A 12,306-nucleotide genomic window follows, 5' to 3' on the forward strand; every position below is an offset into this window, starting at 1 on the left:
CTGCCAGCCCGCGTTGCCCGCGTCCACGTACACCTTCACGCCGGGCTGCCGCTTCAGCCGCTCGACCGCCTTCTTCAGCAGGTCGTAGCGCTCCTCCGCGAACTGCGCGGGAGTACAGCCGTCGACCAGGTGCAGCACCGCGTCCGGCTCCAGGACGACCGTGGCGCCCCGGTCCCCGATCCCCTTGGCCACCTGGTCCACCCACGCCCGGTACGCGTCCCCGTCCGCCGCGCCGCCCTTGGAGAACTGGCCGCAGTCGCGGTGCGGGATGTTGTAGAGCACCAGCAGCGCCGTACGGTCCGCCTTCGCCGCCGCCTCGGTGAAGCCCTTCGCCTCCGACTCCGGGTTCTCGGGGCCGATCCACTCCCCGACCGGCTGCTCCGCGATCTTCCCGATCAGCGCCGCCTTCGCGTCGTCACCGCTCTTGCGGTACTTCGCCGCCTGGCGCGTGGCGTTGCCGTCCGGATTGACCCAGAACGGATCGGTCCCCTTCGGCTGCTGCGCCACCTCGGGCTTCCTGTCGCCGTCCGAGGAGGACGAGCAGGACGTCAGCAACAGCGCCGTACCCACCGCCGCCGCCACCCCGACCGCACCCGTCCGCGCACCACTCCGGAACATCCGACCCCCTCAAACGTACTTTCCCGGACGCTTCCCCCGATCCATCGTGGCACACCGGCGAGCACCCCCACGAGCCCGTGCCCACCGAGCGCGCACGGAAGGCGACTTGGCGTTATCCGGCCCTAGGCCGAAAGCGCACACCGGTTCTACAGTGGTCGCATCGGCCCCAGTCCCGGCCACAGTTGGACGCCGGTCCCACCGAGCCTCCCGTGGAGGTGCCGGGCTTCTCCCGCAGCCCGTGCGCCCACGGTCGAGGACCAGCCCGGCCGGCGGCTCCGGGGGGAGCGGGCCGTCGGCCGGGCCGGGTACGGAGGAACGCCGCCGTGCGCGCTCAGGACCTGGGTGCCGCCGCCGCGCGTACGTCCGTCAGATAGGCCGACACCACCACGTTCGCCGTATACGTACGGGCCTTGCGGTCGTAGGTGCCCCCGCAGGTGATCAGCCGCAGCTCCGCGCGCCCCGTCCGGCGCGCCCCGTACACCTTGTGCGCGTCGAACCGGTCCCGCCCGAAGACCTGCACGTCGTCGATGGTGAACTCGGCGACCGACCCGTCGGTCCTGGTCACCCGGACCTTCTGGCCGGGGCGGGTGGCGCTCAGGCCGTAGAAGACGGCGGGCTTGCGCTCGGTGTCGACATGGCCGACGAGCAGCGCCGCGCCGGGCCCGCCGGGCTGGACCCCGGCGCCGAACCAGCCGACCGTGCCCGGCCGGTCGTACGGCGGCGGATCGACCGCGCCCGAGGTGTCGAGGCCGCGCGGCACGACGGGAGCGGTCACCCCTATGGAAGGGATCTCGACACGTTGCGGCGGCGCCGCCGCCACCGGGGCGTGCGCGGGCGGCAGGGGTACGCCCAGCGGGCGCCCCACGGCCGCCACGTCACCGGTGGTGGGCGCCGAGCTGCTGCCCGGGCCGTCGGTGGCCTCGCGGCCCCACAGCCACAGGCCGAGCAGCAGGACCGCCCACGCCACCCCGGTCAGCAGCCGCCCGGTGCCGGACGTGTGCTCGGAGGACAGCCCTTCCAGCCGCGGTAGTAGAACTCGTACCCCAGCGTCAGCTTGTTCGCCGGGAAGCCGCCCGCGATGCCGTACGCCGCGTTCCCGTCCAGCCAGGAGTCGACCGCGTTGGCGATCGAGTACTTCTGGGTGCCGGGCTTGATGACGTCGGTCGGGTCGTTCGCGCCCGAGTACAGCGGCGACTGGTGGTAGGTCGGCCCGTCGCCGTCCCAGCCGCCGTGCATGTCGTACGTCATGACGTTGGCGTAGTCGAGGTACTGCCCGACCTTGTCGGTCTCGATGTTCTTGATCTTGTCCTGGCCCGCCGGCATCGCCGCCGTCAGCAGGTACTTCTTGCCGCCGTGCGCGGCCCCGACGTTGGCGTAGTCGAGGTACTGCCCGACCTTGTCGGTCTCGATGTTCTTGATCTTGTCCTGGCCCGCCGGCATCGCCGCCGTCAGCAGGTACTTCTTGCCGCCGTGCGCGGCCCCGTACTCGTCGAGCTGCTTGCGGAACTCGGCGAGCAGCAGCGTGAAGTTCTGCTTGTCCTCGGCCGCGTAGTGGTTGCCGAGATGGCCGTCGGGCGAGCCGGGGTACTCCCAGTCGATGTCGATGCCGTCGAAGATCCCGGCGGCCGAACCGGCACCGCCGAAGCCGCCGTCGACCGGCAGGTCGCCCTGGATGTACTGCTTGACGCAGGACGCCACCAGCTTCTTGCGGCCGGCGTCCGTCTTGGCCGCGTCCGAGAAGTACTTGGAGTAGCTCCAGCCGCCGATCGAGATGTTGATCTTCAGCTTGGGGTACTTGGCCTTGAGCTGCTTGAACTGGTTGAAGACGCCGACGATCGGCTGGTCCCACTTGTCGGCCACACCGCTGACGCTGTCCGCCGCGCTGAAGGACTTCTGGTAGTCGGCGTAGGAGTCGCCCGCGCCGTCACCCGCGCCGGCGTTGTTGTCGTCGCCCGCCGCCTTGTTGGCCTCGAAACAGGTGAGGTCGGTGGGGTGGATGTTGCCGAACGAGTAGTTGATGACGTCCAGCTTGCCCGCGATGCCCCGGGTGTCGAGGTGCTTGGGGTAGAAGGCGTTCCCGTACACGCTCCACTGGTCGTAGTACGCGATCTTCACGCCCCCGGTGGAGGCGGCGACGTTCTGGGCGTCGGCGGCGGATGCGGCGCCCGCCGGGCCGAGGCCCGCGAAGGCGGCCAGCGCGCCGGCGGCGAGCGTCGCGGTCGTGAGGGCTGCGGCTAGAGGTCTGCGGACGGGCACGGTCGGCCTCCGGGGGGTGAGCGGAACGGCGGTTGGAGCAGTGATAGCGATCACGCCGGGGCCGCGTCAATGGTCTGAACCAAATTGAGGACTAGACCAATTTGAGCGCGAAACCGCTTGTCAGGGAGGTGGACCGAATGAACGAACCGCTCGCCACCATCGGTGACGAGCGGTTTAAGGGTGCCTTATGGATCTTGGGCGGGGCGGTGAACGGGTTGGACCACCGGCCCCGCGAATTCCAGGATTTACCGGCCGGTGATCACCCGGTGGATGCGGAATCGATCATCCCGCGGGTGCCCCGTACACGTCCGCGATCAGCTCGTAGGAGCGCACCCGCACCTCCGGTCCGTGCGCGTTCGCGGTCAGCATCAGCTCGTCCGCGCCGGTCCGCTTCTGCAGCGCGTCGAGCCCGTCGCGCACCTCCTCGGCGGTCCCGGAGACCACGTTGGCGAGCCAGCCGTCGACGAACTCCCGCTCCATCGGGCTGAAGGAGTACGCGGCCGCCTCCTCCGGGGTCGGCACCAGACCCGGGCGCCCGGTGCGCAGCCGCACCATCGACAGGGCGTTGGTGAGCGTCTGGCGGCGCGCCTCCTCCTCGCTGTCGGCGGCCAGCGCCGAGACGCCGATCAGCGCGTACGGCGCGTCCAGCACCGCCGACGGCCGGAACGACTCGCGGTAGAGGTCGAGCGCGGGCACGGTGTTCGCGGCCGAGAAGTGGTGCGCGAAGGCGAACGGCAGGCCCAGGACCCCGGCGAGGCGGGCGCTGAAGCCGGAGGAGCCGAGCAGCCAGATCGGCGGCCGGGCGGCGGGGCCCTGGACGGGTCCCGGCACGGCGTGGATCCGGGCGTAGGGGTGCCCGTCGGGGAAGTCGTCGTCGAGGAACCTGGTCAACTCGGCCAGCTGCTGCGGGAATTCGTCGGCGCCCTCGTTCAGATGGTCGGTGCGGCGCAGGGCCGCCGCCGTGGCGCCGTCGGTGCCGGGCGCGCGCCCCAGGCCCAGGTCGACGCGCCCCGGGGCCAGCGCCTCCAGGGTGCCGAACTGCTCCGCGATCACCAGCGGCGCGTGGTTGGGCAGCATGACGCCGCCGGAGCCGAGCCGGATGCGCTCGGTGTGGGCGGCGAGGTGGGCGAGGATCACGGCCGGGGACGAGGAGGCGACGCCGGGCATGGAGTGGTGCTCGGCGACCCAGTGGCGGGTGAAGCCGCGCCGCTCGGCGAGCCGGGCGATCTCCACGCTGGTGCGCAGCGCCCTGGTCGCGGTGTAGCCGCTGCCGACCGTCACCAGGTCCAGTACGGACAGGGGCACGGGCGCACTGCCGAACGCCGTCCCTCGAATGTCGTCCACGTCCACCGGTCCGCTCCTCCAGTCGTGCCGTACGGGTACGGACGGAACTAACAGGAGGGTGTCTCCGTTTTATTCCCCGGCCGTCGGTCACCCGCCCCGGACGCTGTCGATCAGCAAACGGGGGTACGAACCCGGGCATGACCGATCCGACGACAGGCCTTACCTCACTCGCCGATCTGACTGCCCATCAACTCCTGGCCGGATACGGCAAGGGCGACTTCTCCCCCGTCGAGGCGGTCCGGGCCGTACTGGAGCGGACCGCCGCCGTGCAGCCCCGGATCAACGCGTTCGTCCGGGTCGACGCCGAGGCGGCGCTGGCCCGGGCCGAGGAGTCCACCGCCCGGTGGCGGGCCGGGGAGCCGCTGGGGCTGCTCGACGGGGTGCCGGTGTCCGTCAAGGACGCGCTCCCGGTGGCCGGCGGCCCGACCCTGCGCGGCTCCACCCTCCCGGCCGGACCGGGGCCCTGGGACGTGGACGCGCCCGCCGTGGCCCGGCTGCGCGAGCACGGGGCGGTGTTCGTGGGGAAGACCACGATGCCCGAGTTCGGGTGGAAGGCGGTCACCGACTCGGCGCTCTCGGGGATCACCCGCAACCCGCACGACCCCGCGCGCACGGCGGGCGGCTCCAGCGGCGGCAGCGCGGCGGCGGTCGCGGCCGGGGCGGCGCCGCTCTCCCTCGGGACCGACGGCGGCGGCTCGGTACGCATCCCCGCCTCGTTCTGCGGGGTGGTCGGGCTCAAGCCCACGTACGGGCGGGTGCCGCTGTTCCCGCCCAGCCCGTTCGGTTCGCTCGCGCACATCGGGCCGCTGGCCCGGGACGCGGCCGACACGGCGCTGCTGCTCGACGTGATCAGCGGCGCGGACTGGCGCGACTGGTCGGCGAACGAGCGCGCCGAGCCCGTCTCGCCCGGCCTCGCCGAAGGCGTGAAGGGCCTGCGGATCGCCTACTCGCCGTCCTTCGGCGGCCAGGTGGCCGTGCGCCCCGAGGTCGCGGCGGCGGTACGGGCGGGGGTGACCCGGCTCGCCGGGCTCGGCGCGTACGTCGAGGAGGCCGACCCGGACTTCGCGGACCCGGTGGCCGCCTTCCACACCCTGTGGTTCACGGGCGCGGCACGGGTGGTGACCCGCCTCCCGTCCGAGCGGCGGGCGGCCCTGGAGCCCGGGCTGCGGGAGATCGCCGAGCAGGGCGCCCGGTACACGGCGCTCGACCATCTGGCCGCGCTCGACGTCCGGGCGGAGCTCGGCCACCGGATGGCCCGCTTCCACCGCACCTACGACCTGCTGGTCACGCCCACCCTGCCGATCACCGCGTTCGAGGCGGGCGCGGAGGTCCCCGAGCGGTCGGGGCTGCGCCGCTGGACGGGCTGGACCCCGTTCACGTACCCCTTCAACCTGACCTGCCAGCCGGCGCTCACGGTCCCGGTCGGCGCGGACCGCGCGGGGCTGCCGATCGGCCTCCAGCTGGTGGCCGCGCGCCACCGCGACGACCTGGTGCTCAGAGCGGCGCACGCGCTGGAGGGCTGACCCCGATGCATGGTGGCGTCGATCGCGGGTAGCGGCGCCGCCATGGTTCGAGCAACTGCACGACGAACGTTTCTGGCCGGAGGCGTCGGCGCGGCCCTCGCCGCCGCCGGCTGCTCCCGGGTGCCCTCCGGCGACGCGCTCGGGCGCCTCAGATCGCAGGGCACGGTACGGCTGGGGATCGCCGGAGAGGTCCCGTACGGCTATGTCGACGAGGACGGCCGGTTCACCGGAGAGGCGCCGGAACTCGCCAAAGTGATCTTCAAGCGGCTTGGCATCGACCGCGTCCAGCCCGTGGCCACCGACTTCTCCTCCCTCATCCCCGGCCTCAACTCCCAGCAGTTCGACGTCGTCTCGGCCGGGATGTACATCAACAAGGAGCGCTGCGCACAGGTCCTCTTCGCCGACCCCGAGTACCAGATGCTCGACGCGTTCATCGTGCGCAAGGGCAACCCCAAGAAGCTGCACAGCTACGAGGACGTGGTGCGCACCCGCGCCCGCTTCGCCACCGGGACCGGCTACGCGGAGATCCAGTACGCGGTGGCCGCCGGGGTCCCGGAGAAGGACATCGTCATCCTCCAGGACCAGGTGGCCGGGCTGAACGCGGTGGAGTCCGGCCGCGTCGACGTGTTCGCCGGGACCGCGCTCACCAGCCGCGCCGTGGTCCGCAAGAGCAGCCGCGCCGAGGCCACCGAGCCGTTCGCCGCCGTGGTCGACGGCAAGAAGAAGGTCGACGGCGGCGGCTTCGCCTTCCGGCCCACCGACACCACCCTGCGCGACGCGTTCAACACCGAGCTGCGCGAGATGCGCGCCAGCGGTGAACTCTTCCGGATCCTGCGGCCGTTCGGCTTCACCCGGGCCGAGATGACCACCCTCACCGCCAAGGAGCTGTGCCGATGACGGCGGGCCTGTGGCAGCACTGGGTGCTGCCGGGAATCTGGATCACGATCCAGCTGACCGTGTACAGCGCGGCGCTGGCCGCCGCAGTCGCCTTCGGCATCGGCATGGCCCGGACGCACCGCTCCCGGTTCGTCCGGTTCCTGGCCGGCTTCTACACCGAGGTCTTCCGGGGCACCTCCGCGCTCGTCCTGATGTTCTGGCTGTTCTTCGTGCTGCCGCCGCTGGTGGGCTGGCAGCTGGTGCCGATGTGGGCGGCCGTCCTCGCGCTCGGCCTCTCCTACGGGGCGTACGGCGCGGAGATCGTCCGGGGCGCGCTGAACGCCGTCGCACCCGCCCAGCGCGAGGCGGGCATAGCGCTCAGCCTCACACCGTGGCAGCGGATGCGGCTGGTGCTGCTGCCGCAGGCGGTGCCGGAGATGATCCCGCCGTTCTGCAACCTGCTGGTCGAGCTGCTCAAGGGCACCGCGCTCGTCTCGCTGCTCGGGGTCGGCGACGTGTCGTTCGCCGCGTACCTGGTCCGGCTCGCCACCCAGGACAGCGCCCAGATCTACAGCGTCACCCTCGTCGTCTACTTCGTCCTCGCCTTCGGGATCACCCGGGGCATGAAGGCGCTGGAGCGCCGCACCAAGGCCAATCTGGGGGTGACGGTCAAGTGACGTACTCGGCTGGGGCGGCACAGTCCTCCTGGGACTGGTCCGCCGTCTGGGACTTCATGCCGCGCTTCTGGGACGGGGTGCTCGTCACCCTCCAGGTCCTGGCGCTCGGCTCGCTCATCTCGTTCTCGCTGGGCCTGGTGTGGGCGCTCGGGCTGCGCGCGCCGTCGCGGCTGGTGCGGTGGCCGGTGACCGCCGTCACCGAGTTCATCCGCACCACACCGCTCCTGGTGCAGCTGTTCTTCCTGTTCTTCGTGCTGCCCGAGTGGGGTGTGAAGTTCTCCGCCCTGACCACCGGCGTCCTCGCCATCGGGCTGCACTACTCGACGTACACCGCACAGGTCTACCGGGCCGGCATCGACGCCGTGCCCAAGGGGCAGTGGGAGGCGGCCACCGCGCTCAGCCTGCCCGTGCACCGGACCTGGCTGGCGGTGATCCTGCCGCAGGCGGTCCGCCGGATCGTTCCCGCGCTCGGCAACTACGTCATCTCGATGCTCAAGGACACCCCGCTGCTCGCCGGGATCAGCGTCCTCGAACTCCTCCAGCAGTCGCGTCTGGAGGGCGCGTCGACCTTCCAGTACACCGAGCCGCTGACCGTGGTCGGCATCGCCTTCATCCTCATCGCCTATCCGGCTTCCCTTCTCGTACGAGCCCTGGAGCGCCGCCTTGCCCGCTGACCTCTCCCCCAAGCCGGGGTGCTGCGCGACGAGTGGGGCATCTACACGGAGCCGGCGGGGTTCTAGCGCGCGCGTTTTGTGCCCGGACTTCACCTGCGGGCCGGTGGGGGCTTGTTTGGCCCGGTCTTCGTCTGCGGGCCGGTGGGTGGCTGGTCGCGCAGTTCCCCGCGCCCCTCAGGGGGTTGGCGGCGGCCTGAGAAGCCGGCTCAGCCCCAGGCTTTCAGGGGCGCGGGGAACTGCGCGAGCAACCCGGCACGGTCCGCAGGCGAACGAGGGTTTTCAGGGGCGCGGGGAACTGCGCGAGCAACCCACCACCGGCCCGCGGGCAAAGTCCGGGCCGAAAAGGGGGCGTGGGGTTACGGGGACCACGTCACCCCGAACTCCGCACCCCCGCCCGGAGCATTCCGGACCGACAGGTCCGCCCCGTGGGCCCGGGCGATCTGGCGGGCCATCGCCAGGCCCAGGCCCGAGCCGGGCAGCGCGCGGGCGCGGTCCGCGCGGTAGAAGCGGTCGAAGACGTAGGGGAGGTCCTCCTCCGCGATGCCGGGTCCGTGGTCCCGTACCGTCAACCCGCCCCCGGACAGGGTCACTTCGACCGGCGCGCCCGGCGGACTGAACTTGGCCGCGTTGTCCAGGAGGTTGGACAGCAGACGGGCGAGACGGGCCGGGACGCCGGGAAGGGTCGCGGAGGCGTCCGCCAGATCGAGGTGGAACGGCGTCGCGGGCCAGTGCGCGCGTGCCGTGTCCACGGTGTGGGCGACCAGGGGCGCCAGCCGCACCTCCTCCAGGAGCGGGGTGGGCTCCTCGTCCCTGGCCAGGTCGATCAGGTCGTTCACCATCACCGTCACCTCCCGGATCTGACGGCCGAGCGCCGAGGACGCGCGGGTGCGCTGGGCCTCGGTGAGGCGGTCGGCGCGGGCCAGCAGTTCGGCGTTGGTGCGCAGCGCGGTCAGCGGGGTGCGCAGCTCGTGGGAGGCGTCCGCGACCAGCCGGCGCTGCGCGGTCACCGACTGCTCCAGCTCACCCAGCATCGTGTTGAAGGACGCGGCGAGCCGGGTCACCTCGTCCTCCTTGCCGGACGGGCCCGGCGGCAGCTCGATGCGGTGGCTGGGGTCCCGGGTCGCCGCGATGTGCTCGGCGGTCGCGGTGAGCCGGGCGACCGGGGCGAGGCCGGTGCGCGAGACCCAGTAGCCGAGCCCGGCGGCCAGCAGCACCCCGGCCGCGCCGACTCCGACGAGCAGCCGGGCCGCCTGCCGTACGCCCTCCTCCACCGTGTCCGCGCGCAGGGCGACCTGGAGCGCCTCGCCGTGCGGCAGCGTGGTGGTGAGCATCCGGGCCGGGTGGCCGGAGAGCGTGATGTTGGTGAAGTACGGGCGGCGCTTCCCGGCCGCGACCTCGCGGGCCTGGGGCGGCACCGGCAGCAGATAGGGGCGCGCGGGGTCCTTCGCCCGGTCGGCCGGGACGATCTGGGCGCAGGCCGGGGCGGACAGGAAGCGGCACTCGCCGTTGAGTACGCCGGGTGCCTCGCCCCGGTTCTGCTGGGCGGCGAGCGTCGCCGACTGGGTGAGGTTCAGGTTGAGCTGGTGGAACAGCTCGTAGCGGATCACGAAGAACGCGGCCGTGCAGACGCCGAGCGCGACCAGCGCCACCGCCGCCGACGCGGCCAGCGCGAGCCGGGTGCGCAGCGGGCGGTGGCGCCGCCAGCGCGCGCCCAGACGGCGGCGCGCGCTCACGGGGTGTCCAGCCGGTAGCCGATGCCGTGGACGGTGTGGACGAGCCGGGGCTCGCCGGCCGCCTCCAGTTTGCGGCGCAGATAACCCACGTACACCGCGAGCGAGTTGGAGTCGGGACCGAAGTCGCGGCCCCAGACGAGTTCCAGGATCATCTCGCGCGGCAGGACCTGGCCGGGGTGGCGCATGAGCAGTTCGAGCAGGGCGGCCTCGGTGCGGCTGAACTCCAGCGGGCGTCCGGCGCGGTGGCCGGTCCTGGTGACGGGGTCGAGGACCAGGTCCGCGAAGACCAGCCGCTCCGGGTCCGGCTCCTCGGGCGCGGCCCGGCGCAGCAAGGCCCGTACGCGCGCGATGAGTTCGTCCAGCGCGAACGGCTTGACGAGATAGTCGTCGGCGCCCGCCTCCAGGCCGTCGACGCGCTCGCTCACCGAGTCGAGCGCGGTCAGGACCAGGACGGGGGTGCGGTCGCCCAGCGCCCGCAGCCGGCGGCAGACGGCCAGACCGTCCAGGACCGGCATCATCACATCCAGGACCACCGCGTCCGGCTGCCAGGTCGCGATGTCCGCGAGCGCCGCCAGCCCGTCGGCGGCGCCCCGTACCTCGTACCCCTCGACGGTGAGGCCGTCCTCCACGGCGGCCCGCACCTCCGGCTCGTCGTCGACGACGAGGATGCGGGCCGGGGGCCGGGCGTGTGCGCTGCTGCTCATGGGCAAAGAGTGCCAAACGCCGCTCTTAGAAGCCTCTTAAGCCACCCCGCGAACCTTCGGGGCATGCGCACACCACTCTCTGTCGTGATCGGTGCGGGCGGCACCGGCGGCCATATCTATCCAGGGCTCGCGCTCGCCGAAGCGCTGCGCCGGGCCGTCCCGGACGCGGTGATCTCGTTCGTCGGTACGGAACGGGGCCTGGAGGGCGAGCTGATACCCGCCGCCGGATACCGGCTGCACACCGTCGACATGATCCCCTTCGACCCGGCGCTCGGCGCCCGCCGCTATCTGCTCCCGGCCGCGCTGCTGAAGTCCGGAGCGCAGTGCCGGGCGATCCTGCGGGCACAGGGGGCCCAGGTGGCCGTCGGGATGGGCGGCTATCCCAGCGCGCCCGTCATCGTCGGCGCCAGACTCGCCGGACTGCCCAGCCTGATCCACGAGTCCAACGCGGTGCCGGGGCGGGCCAACCAGTTCGCGGCCCGGCTCACCAGGAACATCGCGGTCGCCTTCGACCGCAGCCGGGCGCACCTCGCGGGCGGCGCCGACGCCCTCACCACCGGGATGCCGATCGCCTCGGCGCTGGCCCGGCTCGACCGGCCCTCGCTGCGGGCCGAGGCCCGGCGGGCGCTGGACGTGCCGCCCGGGGCGCGCCTGGTGCTCGTCAACGGCGGCAGCCTGGGCGCGGCCCGGCTCACCGAGGCGGCGCTCGGCCTCGCCCGGCGCTGGCAGGGGCGCGACGACGTCCATCTGCTGATCAAGACCGGTCCGGCCGCCCTTGAGGAGACCCGGCGGCGGCTCACCGGGCTGTGGGGCGCGCGGGCCGTGCCGTACCTCGACCGGATGGACCTCGCGTACGCGGCCGCCGATCTGGTGGTGTGCCGGGCCGGTTCGGCGACGGTCGCGGAGCTGGCCAGCACGGGCGTGCCGGCGGTCCTCGTGCCGTATCCGCACGCGCCCGGCGACCACCAGACGCACAACGCGCGGGTGCTCACGGACGCCGGGGCGGGGCTGCTGCTCCCGGACGCCGAGACCACCGCCGACCGGCTGGCCGGGCTGATCGAGCCGGGTGGCCCCCGGCGCGCGGCGACAGGGCGGCCGTCCGCCGCCGGTCCACGCACCCGGCGCAGCCGCACTCGCCCGCCGGCTCGTACTCCTCGAACACCGGCACCGTCATGGGCGTCACCTGCCGCTCTCGGCGATCTTGTGGTCGTTGAAGATCTTTTCTGCGCTTCTGCACGGGCCACAGCTTTCCAACCGTCCGCCCATATCGCATTGTGACGGATCAAAACGGATGAAACGAACATCTCACCGCGTGGCGCTGGTCAGAACCACCCGCCCGAGTCCGGTAGAGTTCTCGATGTCAGCAGGCGCCGCTAGCTCAGTTGGTTAGAGCAGCTGACTCTTAATCAGCGGGTCCGGGGTTCGAGTCCCTGGCGGCGCACAGACAGCCACAGCCCCCTCGTCATCGACGAGGGGGCTGTGGTCGTTCCCGGGCGTGCGCCAGCGCCTCCCGCGCCGTTCAGCGCGTGGTACTGCCACGGGAGCTCCACCCGAAATCCGCACGCCCTGCACAAGCGCCCCGTAAAGCCCGCGTATGACCGGTAAACAGCTTGTTTCACCCTTGCGATCAAGCCGCCGGGCATAGAAACCTGGCTGGGGGGCCATCGGTTCCAAGGGGGTGTACGGCTCCATCAGTTGGAGGTCGTGCGGGTGGTTCGGAGGGGAATGTACCGGTTGGCCGGACGGCGGGGTGGGGGCCCCGTTCATGAATCGGTGCCGATGAAGGCATCATGCAACCGGAGCGGCCTCCTCCCATGTCTGGATCAAGGGGAGCGGCCCGCCCCTTGACCGACCATCAGTACGTCCGCGGGGTCGAGGGGGACCGACGCGGACGACGGAAC

The 12,306-nt window shown here is 72.3% G+C and carries 9 protein-coding genes, 1 tRNA gene and 2 pseudogenes; 6 read left to right on the top strand and 6 right to left on the bottom strand.

Annotated features, from left to right (window positions below):
• Positions 1 to 57 precede the first annotated feature (57 nt).
• The 4 genes and pseudogenes from A8W25_RS32210 to A8W25_RS11560 form a co-directional block, all read right to left on the bottom strand.
• A pseudogene (locus A8W25_RS32210) lies at positions 58 to 618 on the bottom strand (glycoside hydrolase family 6 protein); the annotation flags it as partial.
• 331 nt (positions 619 to 949) lie between these two features.
• Entirely contained in the window at positions 950 to 1,630 is a 681-nt protein-coding gene (locus A8W25_RS11550) for a class F sortase (RefSeq protein ID WP_067161052.1), read from the bottom strand.
• Positions 1,615 to 2,874 (bottom strand): annotated as a pseudogene (locus tag A8W25_RS11555) (glycoside hydrolase family 18 protein); the annotation flags it as partial. The pseudogene A8W25_RS11555 and the gene A8W25_RS11550, both read right to left, overlap by 16 nt.
• A 282-nt stretch (positions 2,875 to 3,156) precedes the next feature.
• Entirely contained in the window at positions 3,157 to 4,224 is a 1,068-nt protein-coding gene (locus tag A8W25_RS11560; RefSeq protein WP_067159386.1) for an LLM class flavin-dependent oxidoreductase, read from the bottom strand.
• 131 nt (positions 4,225 to 4,355) lie between these two features.
• Here A8W25_RS11560 and A8W25_RS11565 point away from each other — a divergent pair, with 131 nt between their 5' ends.
• Genes A8W25_RS11565 through ehuD form a run of 4 tightly spaced genes read left to right on the top strand, consistent with a single transcriptional unit; the run spans position 4,356 to position 7,968 of the window.
• On the top strand, positions 4,356 to 5,741 hold the full coding sequence (locus tag A8W25_RS11565) for an amidase (protein ID WP_067159389.1): 1,386 nt from the start codon (positions 4,356 to 4,358) through the stop codon (positions 5,739 to 5,741).
• Between the two features lie 42 nt (positions 5,742 to 5,783).
• Positions 5,784 to 6,638, top strand: a complete 855-nt coding sequence (gene ehuB, locus A8W25_RS11570; protein WP_067161055.1) for an ectoine/hydroxyectoine ABC transporter substrate-binding protein EhuB — start codon at positions 5,784 to 5,786, stop codon at positions 6,636 to 6,638.
• Positions 6,635 to 7,294, top strand: coding sequence for an ectoine/hydroxyectoine ABC transporter permease subunit EhuC (gene ehuC / locus A8W25_RS11575; RefSeq protein ID WP_067159393.1), 660 nt, complete (start codon positions 6,635 to 6,637; stop codon positions 7,292 to 7,294). The genes ehuB and ehuC overlap by 4 nt, the downstream gene beginning before the upstream one ends.
• Entirely contained in the window at positions 7,291 to 7,968 is a 678-nt protein-coding gene (ehuD, locus tag A8W25_RS11580) for an ectoine/hydroxyectoine ABC transporter permease subunit EhuD (protein ID WP_267890373.1), read from the top strand. Before ehuC ends, ehuD begins: the two co-directional genes overlap by 4 nt.
• A 356-nt stretch (positions 7,969 to 8,324) precedes the next feature.
• On the opposite strand, the gene A8W25_RS11585 is transcribed toward ehuD, so the two are convergent.
• Together A8W25_RS11585 and A8W25_RS11590 are read right to left on the bottom strand one after the other, a co-directional pair.
• Positions 8,325 to 9,701: a sensor histidine kinase gene (locus tag A8W25_RS11585; RefSeq protein WP_067159396.1), complete on the bottom strand. Its 1,377-nt coding sequence runs from the start codon at positions 9,699 to 9,701 to the stop codon at positions 8,325 to 8,327.
• Complete coding sequence (locus A8W25_RS11590; RefSeq protein ID WP_067159399.1) at positions 9,698 to 10,405, bottom strand: response regulator transcription factor; 708 nt, start codon at positions 10,403 to 10,405, stop codon at positions 9,698 to 9,700. Before A8W25_RS11590 ends, A8W25_RS11585 begins: the two co-directional genes overlap by 4 nt.
• 63 nt (positions 10,406 to 10,468) lie before the next feature.
• Here A8W25_RS11590 and A8W25_RS11595 point away from each other — a divergent pair, with 63 nt between their 5' ends.
• Together A8W25_RS11595 and A8W25_RS11600 are read left to right on the top strand one after the other, a co-directional pair.
• Entirely contained in the window at positions 10,469 to 11,683 is a 1,215-nt protein-coding gene (locus A8W25_RS11595; RefSeq protein ID WP_079125970.1) for a UDP-N-acetylglucosamine--N-acetylmuramyl-(pentapeptide) pyrophosphoryl-undecaprenol N-acetylglucosamine transferase, read from the top strand.
• A gap of 89 nt (positions 11,684 to 11,772) precedes the next feature.
• Positions 11,773 to 11,846: transfer RNA gene (locus A8W25_RS11600), tRNA-Lys, on the top strand.
• The last annotated feature ends 460 nt before the right edge of the window (positions 11,847 to 12,306 follow it).

The sequence above is a fragment of the Streptomyces sp. ERV7 genome, assembly GCF_001653515.1.
Classification (GTDB): domain Bacteria; phylum Actinomycetota; class Actinomycetes; order Streptomycetales; family Streptomycetaceae; genus Streptomyces.

What these genes read in the sequence shown, in the direction of transcription:
- ehuC (WP_067159393.1), top strand. Translation starts at nt 6,635, where the DNA reads ATGACGGCGGGCCTGTGGCAGCACTGGGTGCTGCCGGGAATCTGGATC.
- A8W25_RS11565 (WP_067159389.1), top strand. Translation starts at nt 4,356, where the DNA reads ATGACCGATCCGACGACAGGCCTTACCTCACTCGCCGATCTGACTGCC.
- A8W25_RS11590 (WP_067159399.1), bottom strand. Translation starts at nt 10,405, where the DNA reads ATGAGCAGCAGCGCACACGCCCGGCCCCCGGCCCGCATCCTCGTCGTC.
- A8W25_RS11595 (WP_079125970.1), top strand. Translation starts at nt 10,469, where the DNA reads ATGCGCACACCACTCTCTGTCGTGATCGGTGCGGGCGGCACCGGCGGC.
- ehuB (WP_067161055.1), top strand. Translation starts at nt 5,784, where the DNA reads ATGGTTCGAGCAACTGCACGACGAACGTTTCTGGCCGGAGGCGTCGGC.